24 protein-coding genes are annotated in these 26,101 nt (G+C 61.9%); 10 read left to right on the top strand and 14 right to left on the bottom strand.

Going from position 1 to position 26,101, the window contains the following annotated elements; translation table 11 throughout:
• Window positions 1-107 precede the first annotated feature (107 nt).
• From PV760_RS07995 to PV760_RS07960, 8 genes are all read right to left on the bottom strand, one after another.
• Entirely contained in the window at window positions 108-1,502 is a 1,395-nt protein-coding gene (locus PV760_RS07995) for a phosphomannomutase/phosphoglucomutase (RefSeq protein ID WP_189076266.1), read from the bottom strand.
• Window positions 1,503-1,853: 351 nt separating this feature from the next.
• The gene (locus PV760_RS07990) at window positions 1,854-2,597 is read right to left on the bottom strand and encodes a sulfite exporter TauE/SafE family protein (protein ID WP_189076264.1); all 744 of its coding nucleotides are present in this window, start codon (window positions 2,595-2,597) and stop codon (window positions 1,854-1,856) included.
• The gene (locus tag PV760_RS07985) at window positions 2,598-4,037 is read right to left on the bottom strand and encodes an NAD-dependent succinate-semialdehyde dehydrogenase (protein ID WP_354627511.1); all 1,440 of its coding nucleotides are present in this window, start codon (window positions 4,035-4,037) and stop codon (window positions 2,598-2,600) included.
• A gap of 58 nt (window positions 4,038-4,095) precedes the next feature.
• A complete protein-coding gene (locus PV760_RS07980) occupies window positions 4,096-4,911 on the bottom strand; it encodes a carbohydrate ABC transporter permease (protein ID WP_024818275.1) in 816 nt (271 codons plus the stop codon).
• 4 nt (window positions 4,912-4,915) lie between these two features.
• Window positions 4,916-5,872 (bottom strand): carbohydrate ABC transporter permease, encoded by a 957-nt coding sequence (locus tag PV760_RS07975; RefSeq protein ID WP_193590086.1) that lies wholly within the window; start codon window positions 5,870-5,872, stop codon window positions 4,916-4,918.
• Complete coding sequence (locus PV760_RS07970; protein ID WP_189076260.1) at window positions 5,869-7,158, bottom strand: ABC transporter substrate-binding protein; 1,290 nt, start codon at window positions 7,156-7,158, stop codon at window positions 5,869-5,871. Before PV760_RS07970 ends, PV760_RS07975 begins: the two co-directional genes overlap by 4 nt.
• A 75-nt stretch (window positions 7,159-7,233) precedes the next feature.
• Entirely contained in the window at window positions 7,234-8,118 is an 885-nt protein-coding gene (locus PV760_RS07965) for an aldolase (RefSeq protein ID WP_189076259.1), read from the bottom strand.
• A 16-nt stretch (window positions 8,119-8,134) separates the two neighbouring features.
• Window positions 8,135-9,034 (bottom strand): carbohydrate kinase family protein, encoded by a 900-nt coding sequence (locus PV760_RS07960; protein ID WP_189076258.1) that lies wholly within the window; start codon window positions 9,032-9,034, stop codon window positions 8,135-8,137.
• Between the two features lie 136 nt (window positions 9,035-9,170).
• On the opposite strand from PV760_RS07960, the gene PV760_RS07955 reads away from it, so the two are divergent.
• The 3 genes from PV760_RS07955 (at window position 9,171) to PV760_RS07945 (ending at window position 12,649) form a co-directional block, all read left to right on the top strand.
• Window positions 9,171-10,313 (top strand): Gfo/Idh/MocA family protein, encoded by a 1,143-nt coding sequence (locus tag PV760_RS07955; RefSeq protein ID WP_189076257.1) that lies wholly within the window; start codon window positions 9,171-9,173, stop codon window positions 10,311-10,313.
• Window positions 10,314-10,386: 73 nt separating this feature from the next.
• Window positions 10,387-11,169 (top strand): DeoR/GlpR family DNA-binding transcription regulator, encoded by a 783-nt coding sequence (locus PV760_RS07950; protein WP_189076256.1) that lies wholly within the window; start codon window positions 10,387-10,389, stop codon window positions 11,167-11,169.
• 223 nt (window positions 11,170-11,392) lie between these two features.
• Entirely contained in the window at window positions 11,393-12,649 is a 1,257-nt protein-coding gene (locus tag PV760_RS07945; protein WP_189076255.1) for an AGE family epimerase/isomerase, read from the top strand.
• 194 nt (window positions 12,650-12,843) lie between these two features.
• On the opposite strand, the gene PV760_RS07940 is transcribed toward PV760_RS07945, so the two are convergent.
• The 5 genes from PV760_RS07940 to PV760_RS07920 all read right to left on the bottom strand — a co-directional run bounded on the left by PV760_RS07940 (window position 12,844) and on the right by PV760_RS07920 (window position 17,614).
• Window positions 12,844-13,692 carry a CPBP family intramembrane glutamic endopeptidase gene (locus tag PV760_RS07940; protein ID WP_354627510.1) on the bottom strand — a complete coding sequence of 283 codons (849 nt, stop codon included), beginning with the start codon at window positions 13,690-13,692 and terminating at the stop codon, window positions 12,844-12,846.
• Window positions 13,693-13,736: 44 nt separating this feature from the next.
• A complete protein-coding gene (nagB, locus tag PV760_RS07935) occupies window positions 13,737-14,531 on the bottom strand; it encodes a glucosamine-6-phosphate deaminase (RefSeq protein ID WP_354627509.1) in 795 nt (264 codons plus the stop codon).
• Window positions 14,532-14,557: 26 nt separating this feature from the next.
• Window positions 14,558-15,616 carry an NHL repeat-containing protein gene (locus PV760_RS07930; RefSeq protein WP_354627508.1) on the bottom strand — a complete coding sequence of 353 codons (1,059 nt, stop codon included), beginning with the start codon at window positions 15,614-15,616 and terminating at the stop codon, window positions 14,558-14,560.
• Entirely contained in the window at window positions 15,544-16,602 is a 1,059-nt protein-coding gene (locus tag PV760_RS07925; protein WP_354627507.1) for a WD40 repeat domain-containing protein, read from the bottom strand. Before PV760_RS07925 ends, PV760_RS07930 begins: the two co-directional genes overlap by 73 nt.
• A 178-nt stretch (window positions 16,603-16,780) precedes the next feature.
• Complete coding sequence (locus PV760_RS07920; RefSeq protein ID WP_354627506.1) at window positions 16,781-17,614, bottom strand: helix-turn-helix transcriptional regulator; 834 nt, start codon at window positions 17,612-17,614, stop codon at window positions 16,781-16,783.
• Between the two features lie 112 nt (window positions 17,615-17,726).
• On the opposite strand from PV760_RS07920, the gene PV760_RS07915 reads away from it, so the two are divergent.
• Window positions 17,727-18,578 carry a phytanoyl-CoA dioxygenase family protein gene (locus tag PV760_RS07915; protein ID WP_354627505.1) on the top strand — a complete coding sequence of 284 codons (852 nt, stop codon included), beginning with the start codon at window positions 17,727-17,729 and terminating at the stop codon, window positions 18,576-18,578.
• 20 nt (window positions 18,579-18,598) lie between these two features.
• Here PV760_RS07915 and PV760_RS07910 read toward each other — a convergent pair whose 3' ends face one another.
• Window positions 18,599-19,531 (bottom strand): NAD-dependent epimerase/dehydratase family protein, encoded by a 933-nt coding sequence (locus PV760_RS07910; RefSeq protein ID WP_354627504.1) that lies wholly within the window; start codon window positions 19,529-19,531, stop codon window positions 18,599-18,601.
• Window positions 19,532-19,678: 147 nt separating this feature from the next.
• On the opposite strand from PV760_RS07910, the gene PV760_RS07905 reads away from it, so the two are divergent.
• The 6 genes from PV760_RS07905 (at window position 19,679) to PV760_RS07880 (ending at window position 26,091) form a co-directional block, all read left to right on the top strand.
• Window positions 19,679-20,404, top strand: coding sequence for a TetR/AcrR family transcriptional regulator (locus tag PV760_RS07905; protein WP_354627503.1), 726 nt, complete (start codon window positions 19,679-19,681; stop codon window positions 20,402-20,404).
• Between the two features lie 23 nt (window positions 20,405-20,427).
• The gene (locus tag PV760_RS07900; protein ID WP_354627502.1) at window positions 20,428-21,219 is read left to right on the top strand and encodes an oxygenase MpaB family protein; all 792 of its coding nucleotides are present in this window, start codon (window positions 20,428-20,430) and stop codon (window positions 21,217-21,219) included.
• Window positions 21,212-22,102: a DUF817 domain-containing protein gene (locus PV760_RS07895; RefSeq protein WP_354627501.1), complete on the top strand. Its 891-nt coding sequence runs from the start codon at window positions 21,212-21,214 to the stop codon at window positions 22,100-22,102. Before PV760_RS07900 ends, PV760_RS07895 begins: the two co-directional genes overlap by 8 nt.
• 314 nt (window positions 22,103-22,416) lie before the next feature.
• Complete coding sequence (gene dnaK, locus PV760_RS07890; protein WP_018778257.1) at window positions 22,417-24,282, top strand: molecular chaperone DnaK; 1,866 nt, start codon at window positions 22,417-22,419, stop codon at window positions 24,280-24,282.
• Between the two features lie 2 nt (window positions 24,283-24,284).
• Window positions 24,285-24,944, top strand: coding sequence for a nucleotide exchange factor GrpE (locus PV760_RS07885; protein WP_018778258.1), 660 nt, complete (start codon window positions 24,285-24,287; stop codon window positions 24,942-24,944).
• Window positions 24,945-25,113: 169 nt separating this feature from the next.
• Entirely contained in the window at window positions 25,114-26,091 is a 978-nt protein-coding gene (locus PV760_RS07880; protein ID WP_210077636.1) for a DnaJ C-terminal domain-containing protein, read from the top strand.
• Window positions 26,092-26,101: the final 10 nt, after the last annotated feature.

Genomic DNA, 26,101 nt, shown 5'->3' with positions numbered 1-26,101 from the left:
AGAACGCAAGATAGGGCCGAGAAGTCGCTCCGGCTGGCAGGACCAGAAGAGAACAGAAGCGTTCGACGGCGGGTACGCACCCGCCGTCGAACGCTTCCGTTTTTGGACTAGTTCCGGATCATGTCCAGAACGGCATCCCGCATGCGTTCCATGAGTTGCGCATTCCTGGCTTCGACATTGAGCCGGAGTAGTTCCTCCGTGTTTGAGGCCCTGAGGTTGAACCACCATTCGCCTGACTCGTCGATCACGCTCAGCCCGTCCAGGTCATCAATGCGGATGCCCTGCGATTGATCATAGGTTTGGCACACGTCCGCAATGGCTTGGGATACATCCGGAACGGTTGAGTTGATCTCGCCGCTGGCCGAGTACGGCTCGTACTGCCGTGCCAGCGTGGAGAGGGGCGCTGATTGCCCGCCCAGGGCAGCAAGTACGTGCATGGCTGCCAGCATGCCGGTGTCTGCGTTGTAGAAGTCGCGGAAGTAGTAGTGGGCCGAATGTTCTCCACCGAAAACAGCGTCCTCTTCAGCCATTCGGGCCTTGATGAACGAGTGGCCTACCCGGGTTCGGACTGGCCGGCCACCGGCAGCCTGAACGAACTCGGGCACCGACCGGGACGTTATCAGATTGTGGATTACTACCGGGTTGCTTTGGCCCGTTGCTTGAACCCTTGCAATCTCCCGCACAGCGATCATGGAGGTTATGGCCGACGGTGTTACTGGTTGCCCGGTCTCGTCCACAACAAAGCAGCGGTCTGCGTCGCCGTCGAATGCCAACCCCAGGTCAGCGCCGTGGGCAAGCACGGCTGCTTGCAGGTCCCGAAGGTTCTCCGGTTCCAAGGGGTTGGCAGGGTGGTTTGGAAAAGTACCGTCCAGCTCGAAATACAACGGGACGATGGTCAGGGGCAAGGCCTCCAGAATTTCGCTGCCCAACACCGCGGGAACTGTCAGGCCGGCCATGCCGTTCCCGGCATCAACTACAACCTTTAGCGGCCGAACGTCCGTCAAGTCCACGAGCGAACGCAGCTTGAGCGCGTAGTCACCAAGGACATCGAGCGGTGCAACGGTCCCCGCTGATTCAGCCTTGGGAAACCCGTGGTCCAGATATCGCTGGGCAAGGTCCCTGATATCGAAAAGTCCCGAGTCGGAAGAGATGGGAACGGCTCCGGCCTTGGCCATCTTGATTCCGTTGTACTGGGCAGGGTTATGGCTTGCTGTGAAGATGGCACCAGCCGCGTTCATGGCGCCGCACGCAAAATAGAGCTCGTCGGTGGCAATGAGTCCGAGATCGTACACATCGGCGCCCCGGGTTGCGGCGCCCTGTGAGAACGCAGAGACGAACCCCTTGGAGGACGGTCGCATATCTCCGCCGCAGAACACGGTCTTGCCCGCAAGGCCCAGAACATCCACGAATGCGGCCCCAATGGCTTCTGAGACTTCATCGGTGAGGGAAACCCCCACCAAGCCACGGACGTCGTAGGCCTTGAAAGATGAGGAAAGATCCATTGTTCTCCTTGCGGGCGAGCCTCAGTGATAGGAAGCAAACGGCTTGTGTTGGAAAAACAACACTATCAGGTAGGTTGGCGGGCCATCCTTACAGGACCTCAGCGTCGGCCGAAGTCAGTATCTGTGTACGAGCCGACGCCTCGGGCATGGCCGTCGGCACAGCCGCAGTTGTTGTCAATTTCAAGCCGAACGGCCACTGGATCGGAGGCACCAATAGTGAGATCAACATGGTCACCCTTGGTTGCAGAAACCCGCAGGGTACGTTCTTTTGCTGAATCGATCTTTGCTGAAACGGGGGACATGGCAGTCCTTTCGATGGTGGTGGGTTCTCTAGGTTGGAGGGAGGGCGGGTCAGCCAATGGCATCCAGCACACCGCGAACGATGGTTGCTGCTGCTCCCAGGTAGGCCAGGATAATCAGGAGAATCTGGGCGGCCCTGGTGGATACCCGCTTGGAAGCGAGGTCACCCAGGACGAGCCCGATCAAACAGGCAGCGGCGACGGCCAGCCACATTGTCATCGGCAGGACCGGCAACGAAGCTGGTGCGGTCACCGCTTTGGAAACAAGGGACAGCGCCCCGATGGTAAAGAAATAGGGCTGCATCGTGGCGGCGAACGACTTGTGCTGCCACCGGGTAGCCATGGAGTAAATGCTCACGGCTGGTCCTCCTACTCCCGCGGCAGTATTCATGAAGCCGCTGAGGCCGCCGGCGGCGAAGAGATAACGACGACGCTGGGGTAGGACGGCTGACTTCATGACCAGCAGGACTGTCAGGCCTGCGGCAAGGGTCACGCCGATTGAAATCTCCAGGACCGACGGCGGAAGGTACCGGATGAGGAATGCCGCGGGGACAATCCCTAATAGCGCCGAGGCAGCCAGCGCCATGTACCTCTTCCAGTCGATGTCCCGCATGACGCGGAAAATGATGGCGCCGGCCGTCACGGCTCCGCAGACGTTGACCAGCACCACCCCTTCGACGGGGCCGAGGAGAAGTACCAGGAACGGGGCTGCCACCAGCGCGAATCCCATGCCGGTAATGCGTTGCATCCCGGCACCCACGACCACTGCGCCCAGAACAAGTCCCGTAGTCAGCATTTAGGGCTTCCAGGCCACGTACTGGACCTCCTCGAACTCTTCGAGGCCAAGGCTTGATCCTTCCCGGCCCAGTCCCGACTGCTTGGCGCCGCCCATGGGGGCGAAGGCCACGGATGGGAGGGGGTCGTTGACTCCCACAATGCCTGCTTCCAACTGCTCCGGGATGTCCCAGCCACGCTTGGGGCTGCTGCTCCAGATGTAGGCGGCAAGTCCCATTTCGGTGGCATTCGCCTTCCTGATTGCTTCCTCTTCCGAGGAGAAAGTGAGTACCCCTGCCGCGGGGCCGAAGACTTCCTCGCTCACCAAGGGTGCGTCATCGGGAACATCGGTCAGGAGCGTGGGCGCCATGAAGGAACCCTCTCCCGGAACGTGGGTACGTTCGGTCAGGCGGCGGGCTCCGCGGCCCAGGGCATCGTCCACCAGGGCCTGCACAGCGGCGACGCGCTCGGCGTCAATGACGGGACCAAGGTCCGGGACAGGTGTGTCACCGTCGGGAACTCCATGTCCTATGGTCATGGCATCAAATTTCGCGGCAAGCTTCCGGCCGAATTCGTCCGCGATGCTGTCTTGGACCAGGAACCGGTTAGCGGCGACGCAGGACTGTCCTGTGTTGCGGAGCCTTCCGAGCACTGCCCCCTCAACGGCGGCGTCCAGGTCTGCGTCCTCGAAGACGATGAACGGTGCATTGCCGCCAAGTTCCAGCAACGGCCTCACCACACGTTCTGACGCAGAAGCCATGATCTGACGGCCCACACCGGTGGAACCAGTAAAACTGACGGCGCGGACTGCGGGGTGCTTGAGCAGGGCGCCGGTGATTTCGCGGGAAGGACCGTGCACCAGATTGATCACTCCGGCGGGGAACCCGGCATCGTGCAGTATCTCGAAAAGGCCGGTCGCGGCAAGCGGTGCCTTCTCGGAAACACGGCCAACCACGGTGCAGCCGGCGGCGAGCATGGCAGCGAGTTTGCGGGCCTGGATTGAAACCGGAAAATTCCATGGGGTGAGGCTAAGCGCGACTCCAATGGGCTTGCTGGTGCTGAGGTGTCGACGGCCCCGCAGCTCGGGTGGGCTGACAGTGCCTGTTGCGCGGCGTACTTCCTCGGCGAACCAGCGGAAGTATTCCACTGAGAAGTCCACTTCGCCTTGCGCCTCGGGGAGTCGCTTGCCGGCTTCCAACGCCAAGGTATGCGCCAGTTCGTCGCGGCGTTCGGATAAGAGCGCAGCAGCGTTGCGGAGAAGGTCGGCGCGGGTGCGGGCCGTTGTGCGGGACCAGTCGCCGAAAGCCTCGGCAGCGGCGTCACCGGCTTTGCCCGCGTCCTCAGTGTTTCCCCAGGCCACCTCGCCCACAGTGCCCCCGTTTCCGGGGTCCGTCACGTTCTTGAATGTTCCGGCAGAGTGCCAGGTTCCGTTAATCAGGTGTTGCGCTGATTTCAGGTTCACTTTGTGTTGCCTTTCGTTGGCTGATTGAGGTGCGCTGTCCCGCGACCGGAGTGGAGCCTTATCCCTTGCTGGCACCGGCGGTAATGCCCGCAACGAAGTAGCGCTGCAGGAAGACATAGGCCACCACGACGGGAAGCGATGCCAGGATGACGCCGGCGAACAAGAGCGGGTAGTTGGTTTGGAACTCGCCCTGGAAGCTCAGCAATGCCAATGGAAGGGTTCGGTTTCCGGGGGACTGGATGAACAGGAGGGGGTACAGCAGCTCATTCCAGTGGATGACGAACAGGAAGATGGCAGCAGCAGCTATCGAGGGTGCCGAGAGCGGGAGTGCAATGGACACGTAGGTCCGCCACGGTCCGGTGCCGTCAATGGAGCAAGCCTCATAGAGCTCTTTGGGCAGCGTACGCATGAACCCGCCCAGGATGAATACGGCAATGGGCAAGGTGGACACGATGTTGGCCACAATGAGTCCGGTGAGGTTGTCCAACAGGCCGATGCGGCCGAACAGCACGTACAGCGGCACCATGTTGGCCTGGGCCGGGATGGCCATTCCCAGGACAAGGAATCCGAAGATGGCCCACGAGGCGAAGCCCCTCAGCCGGGCCACAGCATAACCAGCCAGGCTGGCAATGAAGAGCGTTATGGGAACGGAGATCCCGGTGACAATGACGCTGTTCAGGAAGGACGAGCCGAGGTCCTGGCCGCCGATGACTTCCGCGAAGTTGTCGGGCGCGAGGGATTGGGGAAGGCTGAAAGGACCCTCGAAGAGTTCCTGCGTTGACTTGAAGCTGCCGAACAGGACAACGGTGATGGGGACGATGATGATGACCGCGTAGATGGCAAGGATTCCGCGGCGGCTAATTGATGCAAGCATGCTGTCATTCCCCCTTCGGGGTCAGACGGAGCAACCGGCGTTGCAGCCAGGTGACCAAGGCGATCATCCCCATGAAGATGATTGACTGAGCGGCGGCATATCCGAACTCCGAGTTGGCAAAAGTGCTGTAGATGCGGGTGGACAGGATGTCCAGGGAACCTTTGGGCGGGTTGCCCGCGATCCCCAGGATCAAGTCAAAGGCCTTGAACGACTGGACCGTGGTGTAGGCGACCACGATGGACGTGGCCGGGGCAACGAACGGCCAGGTGATGGACTTGAACTGCTGCCATTTGTTGGCGCCGTCCATCTCGGCCGCTTCATACAGTTCACGGGGAATGGATTGGAGGCCGGCGATGTAGACCACCATCATCTGGCCTGCGTGGAACCACACTTGCGTTACTGCAACCCAGTACAGCGCTTGGGAATTGTTACCGAGATATGAGCCTTGAAGGCCCTCCAGACCGATCGCGCCCAGAGCGGAGTTGGCGAGACCGAAATTGGGGTCGTAGATGAACTTCCAGATGAAGGCCACGGACACGGAGGACAGGATGGTGGGGAAGAAGAACAGGGCGCGAAGCACTACGTTTCCCCGTGAGTTCTTTGTCAGCAGCAGCGCAAGCAGCAACGAGAACACCGTTTGTGCGATGACCACCAGCAAAACAAACTTCAGGTTGTTGGTCAGCGCATTGGTGAACAGCGAATCCTTGGTAAATGCCCGGACGAAGTTGTCCACACCCACGTAGTTGAAGGCTGCCGAGAATCCATTCCAGTCCGTGATGGCGTACTGGAATGCCTGCAGCGTGGGCATCACCAGGAAAAAGGCGATGATTGCTACCGCTGGCAGCGGGAACAGGTACAGCGCAGGGTGCACCCGGGTAGGGGACCGGCGCTTCTTCGACGCAGCGTCGGTGGTGCTGTCCGGCGCCTTTCGCTTGGCAGCCGTTCCGGTATGGGTGCTCATAGCCGTTCGTCAACAATCTTCTGGGCTGCTTCAGCTGCTTGCTCGGGACTGGTGCCGGAGATGACCGCCGTAGCGCTGGCTTCGACGGCGTTGCGGACGTCCAGGTTCTGGAACTGGAACCGGGCGGCCAGGGCCGTTTTCTTGTCCAGCCATGGACTCAAACGCTTGAGGTCGGCGTTGGTGTACTCGACGTCTTTGACGGACACATGCTGCGCGGTCTGATTGGCGTAGTAGCCGGCGTTCTCGGGTTCGGAAAGGAAATCAATCCACGCTGCCGATGCCGCCTGGTTCTTGCTCGCGGAATTCACGCCCAAGATGAACGTGGCGTTGTAGACGCCCTCAAACTTGGCGTTGCCATCCGTGGACGTGTTGGGGAAGACCAGTTCGATGGGGAACTTTGCACCCAGATTGCGAACGGCCGCAATGTGGTAGGAACCAGTGGCCAACATGGCAGCTTTGCCCTGGGAAAACAGGTTCTGCGCAGGCTCCACCGCGGTGCCGGTGGCGTTGGGTTGAAGGTAGGGGGCCAGGTCCTTGTACTGGTTCAACATCTTGATGAACCAGTCGTCCGTGCATTTGAGCTTGCCCTGCTCTATCTGCGAACACATGTCATCTACGGGTGCATTGTTGGCGATCATGCAGTTGAACAGCTGACCGCCGTTTCCCACATCACCACCGGGCCATGAGAGAGCAACGACGCCGGACGCGGCAAGTTTTTCGCACATGCCCAGGAAAGCGTCCCAGTCCTTGGGTGCCAGTTCCGCGCCGGCCTTGTCAAAGAGGTCCGTGTTGGCCATGGGCATGGGGAAGACCACCTGATAGGGCAGACCCAATTGGCTGTCCCCCGATTGTCCGGCTGTCAGCAGACCCTTCTGGTAGTTGCCCACAGCTTTGCTGTTTTTCAGTTCCGTGTAGATCCCTGCTTCACTGAAATTGTTGAACTGCGCGCCGCGGAAGGTGGCAAATGCGTCACCGATGGCAGCCCCCCGGACCTTTTGCAAGCCCTGGGCGTTGTAGTCGTTGGACGTGGAGATATCTTGGATCACCTCTACGCCGGAGTTCTTTGCAACGAATCGCTTGATGAGTTCGTCGAAGACAGCTTTGTCCTCGCCGCGCCAGTGGGCAAAGGACACTTTGCCGGTGATGTCACCTGTTGCAGGAGCGGCCGGGCCCGTGGCGCCACCCGGGGCGGTGGAACCGCCCGGACCTGCGCATGCTGCGGCGGTTGCGCCAAAACCCAGGGCTCCGAGAACAGCCATGGCCTGCCTGCGTGAAATCTGACTCACAATATTCTCCTCATTGAGTGTTGCTGTGCCTAGTTATGGGGGACCGCGACGGGGCACCCGTGATGCCCCGAAGGATCAGGCGGTGGTTCGCTGTGCAGAGACCACTTCGTCCACCACAGCGCAGAGCCGCTGCAGACGACTGACTGCGTCAGTTGACAAAGATTCGACGACGTCGGGTGAACCGATGCAGGACGCCCAGACTGCGCGTCCGGACAGGAACCCGCTGGCACCTTCCAAGCAAGCCCACCGGACGGCGTCAGGGAAGATTTCTTCCGGTACGCCCGAAGAAAGTACTACCCATGGACCGTTGATGGCCTTGGTAAGTTCGGCGCAAGCAGACCGCACCTCTGATTCGGAGGCCTGGCCCTTGAAGGGGACCTCGGCTTTATAGAGATCGGCGCCGAGATCGCCCAGTTCCTTGGCGGCGGCCAGAATACCGGCATTCCAGTCGAAGTCGCCTCCTGCCAGCGGTTTGCGGGAAACGGGTTCGATGATGCTGATGAGTCCGGCGGATTTGCAGCTTTCCACGAATTCGCGGACCATGGCCACCCGTTCTTCGGCGCCTTCGTCCGGGCGGTAGAGAACCAGCAGCTTGAGGGCTGTGACGCCCAAGGCGGCGTACTTCTTGGGATCGACCAATTTGTCTATTGTCACTTCGCCCACAAGCTCTCCGTGGGCAGACTCAAAGTGGTCGGCCGAAGCGATGAGCCCGCAGCCGGGGGCAACCACCTTGGCTTCGATGGCCGCGTCAAGAGCGAACTGGCGATCAATGAGGACGCCGGAAGCGTAAGGAGTGAGGATTCGGGCAGCTGCGAGCTTGAAGTCGCGGAGGTCCTCGTCAGTTACCGCTTGGTCTGTGTGCTCAGCGAACATATTTCTCATGGCTTCGCGCTGGTCAACGGCGAGCATGGCGAAGGCACCGGACGGGCGCTGGAGGGTGGAAAGGTCTGTGTTGCTCATGGGCTGCTTCTTTCAGCTAGGGGGTGGGATTAGCGGTGAGGACAGAGGTGATGGTCTCGCGGGGGATCATGGAACGCCCATCCAGGCCTGCACAGGAAGCCGAAGCAATGCGGCCAGCGAACGACGCGGCCTCTGCAATCGGTAGTCCTGCTGCCACAGCCGCGAGGATGGCGCCGTGGTAGACGTCGCCAGCGCCGAGCGTAGAGACGATGTCAGCAGGGGTTGCGGGGACGTGGAAGGGAATACCGCCCCGTTCAAGGCCCCATGCTCCCTCCGACCCTGCGGTGGCCACCACGGTAGTAGCACCGTCATCGATGGCTTTTTGGACGAGGGCTTCAGGTTTGAGGTTGGCTCCATATATTGCCTGCAGGCGTTCGATGGTGGGCACGTACAGCTCAACGCCCTTGGGGCTGAAGCTTGGAATCGGGTTTCCGGCGTCCACGCTGATCCGTAAGCCAGGCAGACCAGCTACGGCATTCCAGCCCAAGTGATCCACGTGGACCCACTCCGCAACATGCAGGAGTTCATGAAAGCGGCTGCCGGCAGGAAAGCGGATCGGCGGTACAGGGCGGGTGACGATCGCCCGGCTTTCGGTAGCCTTGCTGACAACAATCACGCTCGCGCCTGTGTAGACATGAGGGTCACGGATGACAGCTGAAGTGTCCACGCCTTCAGTTTGGAGTCCTACGATGATCCGGTCGCCCGCTTCGTCCGCGCCGAGAACGCCGGCAAACGCAACCTTGGCACCTGCGCGGGCTGCGGCTACAGCGGCTGTGGCTGCGGGTCCGCCACCTGCTGTAGCGAAGTCGTCGGCTATGGTCCGGCTGTCGGCGGCAGGGTATTCCTGCACGAGGGCGATGGAGTCCAAAGTGGCACACCCGACGAAGAGCAGTGTTCCGGATGACGGTTGGGGCACGTTCCACCTCGTTGTAGTTGGGTTGGTAGTGAAAAAATATACACACGCTATGTGTGAAAAACAACACATTCGGTATAGTGATGTTCGGGATGCAACGTCAGTCCCCTTCACTCAACGCTGAGAAACGGAGCAGTTCATGTCATTGCCTTCTGGAGAAACGGTCCCAACCATTCGCTATGGCCTCATCGGCGCCGGTCATATGGCCCGCGAACACGTCCGGAACCTCGCACTGATTCCGGGAAGCCGAATCACCGCGGTCTCCGACCCCACTCTTTCCTCCCTTGAAGAGACCTCGCGTGAAATCGGCTACGAAGTACAGACGTACTCCTCACATCAGGACCTGCTGGCATCAGGGCTCGTGGACGCACTGGTGATCGCCAGCCCCAACGACACGCACTTGGGAATCCTGAAGGACATCTTTGCCAGCGGCACCAACCTGCCCGTTCTGGTGGAAAAGCCGGTATGTACCAGCGCTGAGCAGGCTGATGAGCTTGAGACTCTGGCGGCTGGTTACACGGCACCCGTCTGGGTGGCAATGGAGTATCGCTACATGCCTCCGGTGCAGGAAGTCATCCGGGCCGCACATACCGGCAAGCTGGGTAATATCCGCATGCTATCGATCGTGGAGCACCGTTTCCCGTTCCTGCATAAAGTGGATGCTTGGAACAGGTTTGCCGAGCGCACCGGCGGGACCTTGGTGGAAAAGTGCTGCCACTTCTTTGATTTGATGCGCCTCATCCTGCAGGACGAACCCACACGCGTCTTCGCCAGTGGTGGACACGATGTCAATCACTTGGATGAGGTGTACGACGGACGGGTATCGGACATGGTGGACAACGCATACGTGATCGTTGACTTTGCGGGCGGGCGACGCGCAATGCTGGAGCTGTCCATGTTCGCCGAAGGATCCAAATTCCAGGAACGAATTTCCATTGTGGGCGACTCGGCAAAAATTGAAACGCTGATCCCCGTGGCAGCCAACCACTGGATTGAGGGAGACGAAAGCGAAGCGACCGTCGAGTTCAGCCCACGTTCGCCGCTGGGTCCGGAGAAGCATGAAGTTCCCGTGGACGAAGCGGTCTTGGCTGCTGGGGCGCACCACGGTTCGACTTACTACGAGCACCTCGGCTACCGGAAGGCCATTCTGGGCGAGGGGCCTGTGGAGGTATCCGTCGCCGATGGCCTCCAATCAGTGCGAATGGGCCTCGCTGCGGAGCGCTCCATTGTTGAAGGCCGACCCATTGAGCTGGTCGCTGCGCAAGTCCTTGCGCAGAAGTAAGTAAGATTGTGTTGGAATTACAACACTTTCCCACGCCGATGAAGGGGCTGGGGGTGTCAGGAGAGGGGAAGCCATGAGCATCGCACGAGAAGAGGCAACGCTGACACCGCGGCAGCAGACCATTCTGGACGAGCTTGGCAGGCGGGGGTTTCTTTCCACAGCGGACCTCGCCGGCACATTTGACGTGTCGGACATGACCGTCCGCCGCGATACGCGTGCATTGTCCAAACTCGGACTGGTCAAGGTGGTTCATGGCGGCGTCAGTGCCATCGAAGGCCACGGCCAGAACGCCGATTTCGCGGCCCGCGTCCGGGAAGACGCTGATGCGAAACAGAGGGTCGCGAAAGCCTGTGTGGACCTGGTCTCCGAGCGCGATGCGATCATCCTGGACGCCGGAACCACTACCTACCAGATTGCCCAGGAGCTCCCAGCCGCTTTCATGGGGACGATCATCACCCATTCCGCTCCCGCCATACAACGATGCCTGCAGCTGACGTCGGCCCGGACCATATGTCTCGGTGGCGAACTGTTGTTGGACAGCCAGGCTTTCAACGGACCCATGACTGTCAACGCCGTTCAGGGGCTTCGTGCGAAGACGGCTTTCATCGGGGTAAGCGGGATCCATGATGAGGGTTTCTACATTGAACGGGATGTGGAACGTGCAACGAAGCTGGCCCTGATGGCCTCCGCTGAGCAGGTTGTGGTGGTTGCGACCCACCAGAAAATGCTTCGGTATGCGCTCGCTCGACTGGCTGCATTTGAGGCCGTAGATATTCTCGTCACCGATGCGCCCCCACCCCGTGAGGTTGCTGCCGCCTTGTCGGCTGCAAATGTCCGTCTGATCGTCGCTGACTGACACCCGCTTACCAGGTACGGATTTTCCCGGGGCGTCCTAGTCCTCTAGCCACGGCACTTTCTGGGCGCGTGTGGCCTCAACATCCCCGCCGACTTTTGAAACGGCCGATCCCCAACAACCTCTTGTTTGAAAACGAACTTAACCTGGTGGAATTCCATCACCTTGGCTTAGCATAAGAACAGGCCCTACCTCTGGTGGCCGCAAATTTATTGAGGAGATGCACATGACGTGGTTGAACAGCGCCGCTCACGCACGTTGGCTCGAAGCAGAAACAGACCGGCTTATCAATTTCGCCTCCGGCTCGAAAGTGCCGACGGGCTTTGGCTGGCTCGACAACTACGGGAAGGTCATGACCGACAAGCCGACCCATCTCTGGATCACTGCCCGTATGATCCATAGCTTTTCGGTTGCGGCATTGATGGGGCGCCCGGGTGCCGCGTCCATGGTGGACCATGGCATTGCCGCGCTCAATGGGGTCTTCCGTGATGATGAATTCGGTGGATGGTTCGCCGAAGTGGACGAAAACGGGCCAGTGAATGACACAAAGTCCGGCTATCAGCATTCGTTCGTGCTCTTGGCCGCAGCGAGTGCCGCCGCGGCCAAGCGGCCCGGCGCCCGGGAGTTGCTGGACGAGGCATTGCACATAGCGGACTCGAAGTTCTGGGACCACGAAGCCAACATGTGCTTCGACTCATGGAACCGGGAATTCACGGAAACTGAGGCATACCGGGGTGGAAACGCCAGCATGCATTCTGTTGAGGCATACCTCATCGTCGCCGATGTAACCGGCGAAAGCCGCTGGATTGAGCGGGCACTCCATATCGCTGAGGTGCTCATCCACAAATTTGCACGCAACAACAATTACCGGGTGTTCGAGCACTTCGACCCTGAATGGAACCCGATTCCGGAGTACAACACCGACGACCGTGCCAGCCAGTTCCGCGCCTATGGTGGAACGCCTGGCCACTGGGTGGAGTGGGCCAGGCTTCTCTTGCATCTCCGCGCCGGCCTGGACGCTCGCGGCATGGACGTTCCTGGGTGGCTCATGGAAGACGCGAAAGGACTTTTCGCCGCTGCGATCCGCGACGCGTGGGAGCCGGATGGCCACCCCGGGTTTGTGTACTCCGTTGACTGGGACGGCAAGCCCATTGTCACGTCCCGCATTCGCTGGGTGCCGGTCGAAGCAATCGGCGGCGCGGCCGCGCTGTACATGGTCACCGGAGACGAATCATATGCCGAGTGGTACGAGCGCATCTGGGACCACGCACGGGACTGGTTCATCGATTACGAGCACGGTTCCTGGAAACAGGAACTGGACGAGCAGGGCAACGTCGCGTCCACCGTCTGGTCGGGCAAGGCTGACATTTATCACCTGTGGCACTGCCTTGTAGTTCCGCGACTTCCGCTGGCTCCCGGCCTCGCCCCGGCAGTGGCGGCAGGGCTGCTGGACTCCCGTCTCCGGGCCGTGCAAGGACAATAGCGGACCGCTGCCGGATCTCTTCGAACCGGACCATAGGCTGCTGCGTCAACCCCGAGCACGTGACATCAATTAAGGGGAAGGCGGACCGGGGGAGTAATTTGACTAACCCCTGCCATGGGACGACCTGCGCGGCTAAAACAGAAGCGTTCGACGGCGGTACGCACCCGCCGTCGAACGCTTCTGTTTTGTCTGCCCTAAAGCGCCGCCGGCTCCGCGAGCGGTGAGCGCTGAGCCCGACCCCGCACCACAATCAGGGCTACGAGGGCGATCAGGATGTAGATCATGTTGGCCGGGCCCGCCAGTTGCAGGAGCGGGCTCTGTGGTCCGGCAGCCGCTTGGTCGATGCCGCCGGTGGACAGGAAGAGCGTGGGGTCATAGAGGGCGTGCAGAATCATGGGCCAGATCAGGTTACCGGTGACCCGCAGGGTCAGATACATGCAAATGCCGAAGCCGAACGTGAACAGTATGGTCACCAGGACGGTGATGATCGGCATGCCTGACAGGGCATTGGCCGAGTGCAGGAGCGCGAATACCAGTGATGAAAGCACCATGACCACCCACTCGGACTTCCCCGAATCGCGGAGCATTTTCACCACGATGCCTCGTGTGAGGATTTCCTCCGCGAAGCCGATCAGGAGTCCGGTAACCAGTGTGATCACCACGACGGATGCCTGGTAGCTGCTGTAGTTGATTCCCAGGAAGCGCAGCACAATGGCAGCAACCAGGAATAACGGCGCGGCCCACATCCACCAGCTTCCCTTGACGGGTTGCTGCGCGAAGAGTGGTCTAAACCATTTCACCGAATAGACAAAGGCAGCCAGCACGAGGCTGCCAACAAGCAATGACAGGGTCAGTCCGACGAAGACGCTCTGCGGGGTGCGGAAGAGATCCTCTGCATCCACCTGGTCGCGTGCAAAGGCGCCGATCACTTGGCCGGCGCCGAGGTAGATCGCCATGTAGAGAACCGCCAGCAGGACGGCCCGCCACCAGCCTCCTCGATCCCAGAAAGCCTTCCAACCGGAGATGCGTGCTTCCTTCCCCATTTACTGCCCCCTTTTTTCGGAACTCGGGTTGCCCTCGCCCCCCGCTAAAAACCTACTACTTCGTGCAGTTCCCCAGCCGATCGCCTGGCGTGCCGGTAGTAGTCGGCATGTGCCAGGTTTACAGCGGCATCTTCGTCAATAATCACCGTGGTCCGCGGGTGCTGTTGGATGACAGAGCCTGGCACGGCCGCGGACACTGGACCTTCAAGCGCGGCTGCCACAGCCTGCGCTTTGTTGGCTCCGAAGGCCAGGAGCACCAAGTGCCTGGCCCGGAGGATTGTGCCCAGGCCTTGGGTGATGCAGTGGGTGGGGACCTCCTCGGGCGAGGCGAAGAACCTGGCGTTATCCTTGCGTGTTTGTTCGGCCAGAGCCTTGATCCGGGTGGTGGAAGCCAGGGAGGAGCCCGGTTCATTGAAACCCACATGCCCGTTGGACCCGATGCCTAGTATCTGGAGGTCGATGCCTCCGGCCTCGGCGATCATGGCTTCATACTCTGCTCCGGCCTGGGTGATGTCAGGGCCGGTGCCCCTCGGAGTGAACACGTGATCCGGGTTCAATCCCAGGGGCTTCACTACTTCGCGGGTGATCACGGAGCGGTAGCTCTCCGGGTGCTCCGGCGGGACGCCCAGGTACTCGTCCAAGGCGAAGCCGCGTACGCGGGAAACATCGATGCCCTCTTCCCTGACCGCCTTGGCTAATGCTGCGTACGTGGTTAGCGGGGTCGAACCTGTGGCCAGCCCCAGCACGGTGGCTGGGTTGTCCTGGATCTGCTGCGCGAAGATCGACGCGGCTACGTTTCCTGCCTCTGCTTGGTCGCGGACGATAATGACTTCTGCCATGGGATTCCTTTGCTTGCTGGAGGGTCCTACTTTTCTTTCGAAGGCTTTTTGTCCTTCTTGTCCTTCTTCAACTTCCCCTCCAGCGATAAGTCATCTATCCGGACCAGGTTGGGGCCTTGAAGCGTGTAGAGCAGGCCGTCTTCGTCCGCTGTGATGTGCGGACCGCTGTACCAGCCGCCATTGATGTCAGCCACAACAACGGACGCCGCGAACGTGATCGGGTCAATGCGGAACACCGTGGTGTCGGAGACGCCGTAGACAATCCCGCGGCTAACCTGGAGGGCGCCGAAGTCGGTGCAGACGCTGCTCAAGTCGCCCCGGTGAACCACCTGGCGGGTGTCGAGGTCAATGACGAACAGGCCCGCAGCCTTCCGAGACATGCCATAGAGGAACTTGCCGTGGATGGCCATTGCAGCGATCCCTTGGGGCTGGCCCGGGTGAAGGCGCCAAAGCTCCTGGTTTGCTAACGGATCCCAGGCAACCACGGTGCTTCGGGGGCCGGTGGCGTAGATGTTGTCCCCGCCCAGGTAGGCCACTCCGTCCTTTGTGGCCACTGCCCGGACCATCTGGAGGGCATCGATTGGATTGACCTTGGTGATGACCTGCGTTGTCACCGGGTTGTAGGCGGCGAAGCAGCCGCCACCGCCGGTATCGTTCTGCGCGCCGGCAATGACCAGCCCGTTGACGGCGTCCCAACAGACATCCAAGGGGCGGTTTTGTCCGGCAGGGAGGGCCGCCACTTGATAGGGGAGCTGCCCGGTAGAGGGATCGTAGGAGTAGATGCCCCTGGAGTTGTACTGGCCCGTGAACAGGATTCCGCCCACCACTACGGCGTCCTTGGCCTCGCCCGTCGCGCGGAGGTAGGAAACCTGGTTTGACGCCAACTGGTGACGCGCAATGGTTCCCGTGCCGCCCACGTAAACGTCCCCGGCGCCCGCGGCGAGGCCCATGCAAAGCTGCGGCCCGCCCGGTGCTCCAGCCTGTGTGAGGTCATGCTTGACGGCGGTCTTCGCTACAGGATCGACTTCAATGACGTCGTAAGAGGAAACAGTGAGCGCCTTATTGCCGTAGACGTCAGACCCCACATGGCGCCAACATCCTCTGTGAGGATCTGGGTGATCTTCTTGCTGACCATGTTGTAGGACCAGACGCCCGGCTCCTTGACGAAGAAGACGTCGTTGCCCAACTGCCGGAACATCACGCCGGTCTTGGCGATGATCGTGAATTTAGAGTGGTCCGCCAGGTTGATCAGCACGGACTTTCCTGGTCCCTTGACCCCTACTCCCAGCTGTCCGTTCAGGACACTCAACGAGGTCACTGAGACACCGGTGGCCACGTCCGCCGGAAGGATGTTCGTGGAGGTTTTCGTTGTCCGATCGAACGCAAACAGGCGCGCCGGGCTGGAGCCATTGCCGCCGCCCAGTGTGCTGCCTGTGCCGAAGTACACGGTGTCAGCGGTAGCGGCAACAGCCTGGGCGATGGTGGCTCCGGGGTCCGGGGTACCCCAGTTGGTCACGGTATTCGTGGCGGGGTCGTATTCCCAGAGTGAAGGGGCCTTCGTGGTTTCACCGCCACCTGCTGCGTAGACCTTGCCATCAGGGGATACGGACAGCGCCCGGATGTCACGGTCGCCGGTTTCGCCCACGCCCACTGCGGGCACGTTGGGCGTTCGGAGGTCCCAGCGGTACAGGTTCGGCTTTCCATCGATTCCATCGCGCAGCACACCTGCGTACAGGTAGCGGCCGGTGGAGTCGGCGGCCAAAGCCTGGATGCTGTACCCCGCGCCGAGGTCCGTCCGTGACGTGATGGTGCCTGTGGGGAGGTGGTATCCAATCACCCGTACCGGGTTCAAGTTGCGCGATCCGATATAGACCGTGTCGCCCACAAGCAGCGAACTCATGAGCGAAAACTGGACGACGGCGGGTCCCAGGTCCGTGATCTGAGGCGCCCAAGTGTTGAGCGGACGGGCGGCCTCTGCGGCGCCGGGGGACATTGCTGACAGCGCTACGGCGAGTCCGCCGATGCCCCCGGTCTGCAGCAACTGACGGCGATTGATGGCGAAGGTGGACATGGAAAGTTCTCCTCATTGAGTGTCCCGTGGGGGTGGATTCATGGCGCTTGGAGCGGTCCGGATCCGCACTGTGCACTTCACTCAGGGTTTCAGCCGCAGAACGGGAAATCCATGATTCGAACATTTTCAGACATTGGGTGGTGCCCGTCCTTGCCGGTGTTCAACTGTCGGGGCACCGTCATGGCAGAGGCGTATCCCTGTGGTGTAAACGGCGGAACTGGATCGGAGAGTGGCCGGTTTTCTTGGTGAAGAGCCGGCTGAAGTAGGCGGGGTCGTCGTAGCCGGTGAGCGTAGCGATCCGTTGAACGGACAGGGCCGTATCGGCAAGGAGCGACTGGGCACGGGATATGCGCAGCTGCAGAACGAGCTCCTTGGGGCCTGTCCCGGTAGCAGCCCGGACTGTACGCCTGAGGTCGGGGACGGAAACCTCCATTGATGCGGCCAGTTGGGACAGGCTGAGTGGCAGATGGGCCAGTTCGTGCAGCGCGGTGAGGAGCTTGTCGTCCCGGCCCGGAAGGCCGGGGTCCATGGTGCGTCGGCCGCTTTCGACGAGGATTCTTTGGCAGAGCACTGAGGCCTCAAGGTCTCCATGCCGCCCAGCGGTTGAGAGGGCGGCCCGCAGCTGGGGAAAAAGTCCAAGTCCCGCCTTATCTGCGTGGCCGTCAATTCGGACCAAGGGGCTGGTGCGGGCGAAGCACCCCAGCTCCTCCATCGCTCGCGCCATGGGCCCGGAAAAGAGGAGCCAGTGCTCTTTCCACCCAAGGGGTCCTGGCCCGTAGCCGTGGCTTACCCCCGGAAAGAGCCAGATCACAGCGGGAGCCTGGACTTCGAGCCGGGCGCCATCCATCGTGAAATGACCGGACCCCTCGGAGACCAGCACCATGGCGTGGCTGCTCAATGTCCTCTCGGAAAAGGAGGGCAGAACACCGCTTTGCTCACCGGCGCCCAGGCACGCCAAGCCCAGGTCCCGTAGCGGGTGGGCGGGTTGCCGATAGCTCGACCAATTGTCCATGGCCTCCAATGTTGCCCTTGCTTGAACAAGAAAGACAAGGCTCGCAAAAGTCCAAGTGATCGCCAACGGGAGTCCATTCACTTCCTTCGGCGCCGATGCCAAGGTGGTGACTATGTTGACCTCGAATGGCTACGTCCTGGACGAATCGGAAACCCGCTTGGCCGAGCTTGAACCGGTGCCCTCCTCCGAACGTGGTGATCGCGACGCGTTGTGGGCACGGCTTCGCCGGGACGGATACCTCTACTTGAAGGGTCAGTTGAAACCGGACAAGCTCCTGGATTTCAGGGAGTTCTACTTTGCTTCATTGGCCGAGGCGAATGTCTTCGCACCCGGCACCGATCCCCGTGACGGTATCGCCTCTGAGGGCGACGCGGACAGGGCCGCCTTGCGCCGGGGCCTGTTTGATCGCATTGTCCCGGGCCCGGAGTACCAGGCGCTGTGCACGGCGGAGGGAATTGCCGATTGGTTTGCCTGGTTTCTCGCCGATGACGTCCATCTGCACCGGCGCAAGATCATTCGCCACACCAAGCCCGGTGAGAGCGGCATCGGCACGGCAACCCAGGCACACTACGATCTCGTCTACCTCCGCGAGGGCAGCGATCGCGTGCTCTCCATGTGGATTCCGCTGGGCGATTGCCCCCGTCAGCGCGGCGGTTTGACCTACCTTGAGGGCAGCCACCACTGGGTGATGGCAGACGAGCGCGAGGGGACCCTGAAACTTCCCGCTGCGTCCATTACCGCCGACCTTCCGGGGTTGGCGGACGAACGTAACGCACGATGGCTGGTGGCCGATTACGAGGTTGGGGACGTCGTGGTCCACTCGGCTCACATTGTGCACGCTGCCTTGGACAACATGGACCGCGGAGGCACCATGCGGCTGTCCACGGATATCCGTTATCAGCGGTTGAGCGAACCTATCGACTGGCGCTGGCAGGAGCACTGGAATTACGACGACGGCCTCTGAGCCGCAGCCGTGCGGCACCTCTACTTGGGCTGCTGGACCGCGCCGCGCCACCACGCAACCGTGGCCGCCGTGGCTTCGGCCAGAGGGGTGGGGTCGAGCCCCAGGAGCCGCTGGCTTTCCGAGGAATCCATCACGAACGGCCGCTCGAACTGGTACAACAACTCGGCCAGTTCGCGCATGTCCGTAGAGAATAGGCCCGCCACCCGCAGCACCCATCCGGGCACGGCGCTCACTTTGGGTGCAGCAACACCGGCGGCAGCCGCATGCGCTTCGGCTATTTCCCGCTGGGTCACGGCGGCACCGGTGGGGGCATGCAGCACACGGTTCCAGAGTTCCGGCTTATGCGCCGCAGCGATCATGGCGGCTGCGAGGTCCGGTACATAGGTAAAGGAGTGCGGCTGGCGGGTGCTCCCGATGACCTGCACTACCTTGCCTGCCAGGATGGGCTTCACCATGCGCTCGCCGGCGTGGGCCATTTTCACGCGCGGCCCGAAGAAGTCGCCGGCCACGACGCTGACGGTATTGGCCGCATGTGCCTGCCGTGCCTTCAGCAGCGCGGTGCGGATGCCGCGCTTACCGCCGTCCGCGGCGCGAGGCCCGACTTCGGTCATGATCCGGTCGGGCTCGCTGTAGGAGTACAGGCTTTCAGGGAACACGACGACGGCGCCCACGGCTGCCGCTGCATCCATCACGGTGTGCTCGGCCTGGGGAAGTTCGGCTGCCCAGGCCGCGGCACGGTAGGCGCTTCCGTGGATGCAGTGGAACACCGCATGGGCGCCTTGGAATGCATGGGAGACCTGACCGGGGTCGGAGGCATCTACCCGCATCCTTTCCACCAGCGGGTGCTCCGGGCCGCTGCCTGATCGGGTCAGGATGCGGACTTGGTGGCCTTGCTCCGCGAGCTGTTCGGCGACGGTGTATCCAACGGGTCCTGCTCCGGTCACAACGTACATGGGGTTCTTCTTTCGGGATAGCGGCAGATGGCCTGATCAAAAGCGAGAGCACTGCTCTCTGAATCCAGAATGACGGCCCTTTCAATCAATGTCAAGAGCAGTGCTCTCATTTGTTGGCGACGCTCTCTCTTATGGCAAGCTGGACTCATGCCGTCCACCGGAACGCCCAAAAGTAGACCAGCTACTCCGCGCGAACGTGCCCGCGCCCAAACCCTGGTCGACATCGTGCGCATCGGACGCGAGCACCTTGCGGTCCATGGGGCCGCTGCCCTTTCCCTGCGTGCCGTGGCCCGGGACCTCGGTGTCGTATCCTCTGCGGTCTACCGCTACGTCCAGAACCGGGACGAACTCCTTACACTCCTGCTCATCGACGGCTACAACGAGCTCGGCGACGAAGTGGACGCGGCCGTGGCAGCAGTTCCGGACGGTGACTTTGCCGGGCAATTCAAGGCCCTGGGCCGCGCGGTCCGGCACTGGGCTCTCCGGGAACCCGCCAGCTACGCCCTCCTCTTTGGCAGTCCGGTGCCCGGATACCAAGCTCCGGGGGAGCGCACCACCGTCCCGGGAACCCGCGTCATCTTCCGCTTGGTGGGCATCTTCGATTCCGCCCAGCGGGCGGGCGTCCTGGACGCCCGGGTGGGTCCCGCCGTCGTGATTCCTCCGGCGTTGGCGGCGGACCTGGAAGCCATCCGCTCGGAACTGAAGCTCTCCGTGTCGGATCCGTCCCTGGCGCGCGGTGTGCTGGTGTGGACGTCCGTTTTCGGGGCGATCAGTTTTGAGGTTTTCGGTCAGTACGGCCAGGACACCTTCAAGGCACGCGACGAGTTGTTCGAGCACCAGTTGTCCGTCCTTCAGGGCGTGGCCGGGCTCTAAGGTTGGGGCGCTAGAGTATTCGGATGGCTCGAGGACTGGCGGATATCGGCGCGGAGGGCGTCCTGCTGGCCGGTGCCGGCCGCGCCATTCTCCTGCAAATCGCCAATCCGCGTGTGGGCCACGGCGTAGCCGAGCACAGCAACTTCGCGGAGCGCCCCATGGACAGGCTCCGGGCCACCATGACCTACGTGTACGCGGTGATCTATGGTTCCGAGGAACAGCTCAAGGCCGTCCGACGCGCCGTCAACCGGGCGCACGCGCCGGTCCGGCGGAGCCCCGATGCCACCTCCGCGGGCTATAGCGCGTTCGATGCCGAGTCCCAGCTCTGGGTGGTCGCCACCCTCTACGACACCGCCGTCACCGTGTACGAAAAGGTCCACGGACAGCTCGACGAGGAGACCGCCGACAGCATCTACCGCGACTATGCCCGGATCGGTACGGCGCTCCAGCTTCCACCCGGAATGTGGCCACGCGACCGGTCCGCCTTCGCCGAGTACTGGCAGGCTCAGGTTGAGGCGTTGCGGCCGGACGCAAAGGCGCTCAAAGTCGCCAGGGAACTGCTCTATCCATCCGGCGGTCCGCGGTTGCTGCGCCTGGCCATGCCGCTGGCCCGTTTCCTCACGGCCGGGCTCCTGCCCGCGCCTGTCCGGGAAGCTTTTGGTTTCCCATGGAGCCCCGGCCACGCCCGACGGTTCGACCGGACCATGAAGGGCCTGGGCCGGGTCTACCCCAGGCTGCCGGAGCGGATCCGGCACTGGCCGCGGGACTACTACTTGAAGCAACTTGCCGTCGACGCCAAGGCACCACATGCGTAATCCCACTTCCGTTGAAGAGTCCATTGACCGGGCTGCCCACCGTTACCTTGACCGTGCGGACGGCGGACGGCTGCGTGGCCGGCTCACGGAGTTTGTGGTTTTCGGGCTGAAGCAGGCGTGGGCGTGTGTGTTCGGGGCCGCGCTGCTTGCGGTGATCATCGCGGCCCGCCTCTGGTATCCCGCCGACGCCGGACTGGCGCGCAACGACTTCCTCACCATTGCCGCGATCGTCATCCAAGTGCTCATGATCAGCTTCAAGCTGGAGACGTTGCGGGAGTTGCGGGTGATCCTGCTTTTCCATGTGGTGGGAACGGTGATGGAACTGTTCAAGACGGACGTGGGCTCCTGGGCGTATGAGGCCGAGGGTGTCCTGCGGATCGGCGCGGTGCCGCTGTTCAGCGGGTTCATGTATGCGGCCGTGGGTTCCTACATGGTGCGGGTTTTCCGGCTGTTCGACCTCCGCTTCGACCGCTACCCGCGGCGGTGGATCACGGCCCTTGTTGCGGCGGGGATTTACGTCAACTTCTTCTCGCACCACTACATCCTTGACCTTCGCTGGGTGCTGCTTGCCGCCGTCGTGCTTGTCTACGGGAGGTGCGTGATGCACTTCCGGGTGTTCCACCGCCGCTTCAAGATGCCGATTCTGGTGTCGTTCCTGCTGGTGGCGCTGTTCATCTGGTTCGCCGAGAACATCGGCACGTGGTCGCGTGCGTGGCTGTATCCGAACCAGCTGAACGGATGGCAGGCGGTTTCCATCGACAAACTCCTGGCGTGGTTCCTGCTGATGATCATTTCCGTCGTGCTGGTGGCGTGGGTCTACAAACCGGAACCGCTCGACGCCGCTGACGCCACCCAAACGGCTGACGCCACCCAAATTCACTAGTGACACCCGGATGTGGGTGTCATCGCTACGGGTGAGTGGCGCTGTGCATTGTGCGCGTCGTGAGGCTTCACCGCTAGTTCACCGTAGGCGAAACAACCCCTTTTTGCCGCGTGATTCCGGGGGTCTCGGGGGCATCTTCCAGAAAGTTGAGCGCACTAGACTCAACTTTGGATTGACTTAAATCCAGGGCTGAGTACAGTTGAGTGCAGAACGCTCAACTAGCCGATTGTTGAGCAGGCTCCCGACAGGTCAACCGCCCAGCGGACCACTGCCAGGTGCAATCTCCAACATCGGCCATTGAAAGGAAACAAGATATGTCACGTGCAGTAGGTATCGACCTCGGAACCACCAACTCCGTGGTCTCTGTTCTCGAAGGTGGCGAGCCCACCGTCATCGCCAACGCAGAAGGCGGCCGCACCACGCCGTCCGTAGTTGCGTTCTCCAAGTCCGGCGAAGTCCTGGTCGGCGAAATCGCCAAGCGCCAGGCCGTCAACAACATCGACCGCACCATCGCCTCCGTCAAGCGCCACATGGGCACCGACTGGAGCGTCGCAATCGATGACAAGAAGTACACGCCGCAGGAAATTTCCGCGCGTATCCTCATGAAGCTCAAGAACGACGCCGAGAGCTACTTGGGCGAAAAGGTCACCGACGCTGTGATCACCGTTCCGGCATACTTCAACGACGCCGAGCGCCAGTCCACCAAGGAAGCCGGCGAAATCGCAGGCCTCAACGTCCTCCGTATTGTCAACGAGCCCACCGCGGCTGCACTGGCCTACGGCCTGGACAAGGGCAAGGAAGACGAACTCATCCTGGTCTTCGACCTCGGTGGCGGAACCTTCGACGTCTCCCTCCTCGAGGTTGGCAAGGACGAAGACAACTTCTCCACCATCCAGGTCCGCGCAACCGCCGGTGACAACCGCCTCGGTGGCGACGACTGGGACAACCGCGTCGTCGAGTGGCTCCTGAGCCAGCTCAAGGTCAAGGGCATCGACCTCTCCAAGGACAAGATCGCCCTCCAGCGTCTCCGCGAAGCTGCAGAGCAGGCCAAGAAGGAACTGTCCTCCTCCACCAGCACCAACATCTCCCTCCAGTACCTCTCCGTCACCCCTGACGGCCCGGTCCACCTGGATGAGCAGCTGACCCGTGCCAAGTTCCAGGACCTCACCAAGGACCTGCTGGACCGCACCAAGAAGCCGTTCCACGACGTCATCGCCGAAGCCGGCATCAAGGTTTCCGACATCGACCACATTGTCCTCGTCGGTGGCTCCACCCGTATGCCTGCTGTCTCCGAGCTCGTCAAGGAACTCGCCGGCGGCAAGGAGCCCAACAAGGGTGTCAACCCGGACGAAGTTGTGGCCGTTGGTGCCGCACTGCAGGCCGGTGTCCTCAAGGGCGAGCGCAAGGACGTCCTCCTCATCGACGTCACCCCGCTGTCCCTCGGCATCGAAACCAAGGGTGGTGTCATGACGCACCTCATCGAGCGCAACACAGCCATCCCCACCAAGCGTTCCGAGACCTTCACCACCGCTGACGACAACCAGCCGTCCGTGGCCATCCAGGTCTTCCAGGGCGAGCGTGAATTCACCCGCGACAACAAGCCGCTGGGCACGTTCGAGCTGACCGGCATCGCTCCGGCACCGCGTGGCGTCCCGCAGGTCGAGGTCACCTTCGACATCGACGCCAACGGCATCGTCCACGTCTCCGCCAAGGACAAGGGCACGGGCAAGGAACAGTCCATGACCATCACCGGTGGCACCGCGCTCTCCAAGGACGACATCGACCGCATGGTCCGTGAAGCCGAAGAGCACGCTGCAGAGGACAAGGCACGCCGCGAAGCTACGGACACCCGTAACTCCGCAGAGCAGCTCGCCTACTCGGTGGACAAGCTGATCGCCGACAACGACGACAAGCTGCCGGAAGAGGTCAAGACTGAGGTCAAGGCCGACGTCGACGCCCTCAAGTCCGCACTGGAAGGCACCGACGACGCCGCCGTCAAGACCGCGTTCGAGAAGCTCCAGGCCTCCCAGACCAAGCTCGGCGAAGCCATCTACTCGCAGGCCGCCGCAGCTGATGCTCCGGGTGCCGGCGCTGAAGGCGCACCTGCCGGTGACAAGGCAGCCAACGACGAAGACATCGTTGACGCCGAAATCATCGACGAAGACGAAGCGAAGAAGTAGCCATGCCTCATCACGGCAACGAAGCAGAGCACTCAGAAGGCAACGAGCCGCGCAAGCCGGTTATTCGGGACAACCGCAAGGTTGACCCGGAAACCGGGGCAGCCCGCCACCCTGAAGGCGAAGCCACGGCTCACAGCGAAGGCAATGCAGCTCCCTCGGACGGCGATGCGCTCTCCCAGGCTGAGGAAATCCTCAACGGGGTAGAGGTGCCGGCTGAAGAGTCGGTAGCCTCCGGTGCCGCAGCTGAAGCCCAGGCAGCGGAGCTCCGCAACGATCTCCTTCGCCTCCAGGCTGAGTACGTCAACTACCGCAAGCGCGTCGAACGCGACCGCGCCGTAGCAGGGGAGATGGCCGTCATCGGCGTCCTGAACTCCCTGCTCCCGGTGCTGGACGACGTCGACGCCGCACGCCAGCACGGTGACCTCGAGGACGGCCCCTTCGCCGCGATCGCCACCAAACTGGAGAACGCGCTGAAGACGTACGGACTGGAACGCATCGCGGACACGGGAGTCGAATTCGACCCCACCATCCACGAGGCACTCATCCAGCAGCCCGGCGAGGACATCCAGGTTGACACCGTCAGCCAGGTGCTGCGCTCCGGATACCGCTCAGGAGAGCGTGTCCTGCGTGCAGCCCAAGTGATTGTCGCGGTTCCGGCCTAACCTCCGCCTTCGCGGATGAGGGGGCCCCGCCCCTACGCGTGGCGGCTAAGTCCTACGGACTCGGCCGCCACGCTCCGGCAGGCCCGATGCCACTCCCGGGCCCCCTCATCCGCTACGGCTTAGAGGTAGTCTCGCCGTACGTTTTGTTTGTTTTAGAAAGGAAACGCTCTTGGCCAGCCAGGACTGGGTTGAAAAGGATTTTTACGCGATCCTTGGTATCGCCAAGGACGCGTCCGACGCGGATATCAAGAAGGCTTACCGCAAGCTAGCCCGGCAGTACCACCCGGATACGAATTCCGGGGATGCTGCTGCGGAGAAGAAGTTCAAGGACATTTCCGAGGCTTACTCGGTGTTGTCGAGTCCTGAGGACCGGCAGCAGTATGATGCCATCCGTGCCATGGGTGGCGGGGCCCGGTTTGCTCCGGGAGCCGGGCGTGGCGGTGCGGGTGCCAACGGTGGGTTCGAGGACCTCTTTGGCGGCCTGTTCGGCGGCGGACCAGGCGCCCGTCAGCCTGCGGGCGGAGGCATCCCTCCGGAGTTTGCCGACTTGTTCGGCGGGGGATTCGGCGGTGCCGGCCAGACCGGTTTCCAGCGGGCTCCGCAGAAAGGTTCGGACCGCACGGCGACCACCACCATTTCCTTCGCCGGCTCCATCAAAGGCACCACGGTGAGCCTGCGCGAAAGCAACGGCAACGTGATCGACGTCAAGATTCCAGCCGGGATCAAGGACGGGCAGAAGGTCCGTCAGCGTGGCAAGGGCAACGTCGGTCCTGCCGGCAACGGTGATCTCATCATCACCGTGAGCGTGAAGCCCCACGATTTCTTCCAGCGCGACGGCGACAACATCCGCATCCACGTGCCTGTCACGTTCGCGGAAGCGGCGCTCGGCGCCACCATTGAGGTTCCAACGCTCGACGGCGACACCGTCAAGTTGCGTGTACCGGCGGGCACACCCTCTGGCCGTACCTTGAGGGTCAAGGGCCGTGGCGTGAAGACGTCCAAGGCGACCGGCGATCTCCTGGTGACCATCGACGTCGCGGTTCCCCAAAACCTGAACAAAGAAGCGGAAGAAGCTGTCAAGGCGTTCGCTGCTGCCACCATTGACGCGAACCCGCGTCGCGACCTGGCCGCGAAGGCCCGGTTGTAAGGAGGCAGGT

Origin of the sequence: Paenarthrobacter sp. CC6 (assembly GCF_040560085.1) — a bacterium.
Classification (GTDB): domain Bacteria; phylum Actinomycetota; class Actinomycetes; order Actinomycetales; family Micrococcaceae; genus Arthrobacter; species Arthrobacter nicotinovorans.
This window is presented reverse-complemented; position numbering and strand designations above follow the sequence as displayed.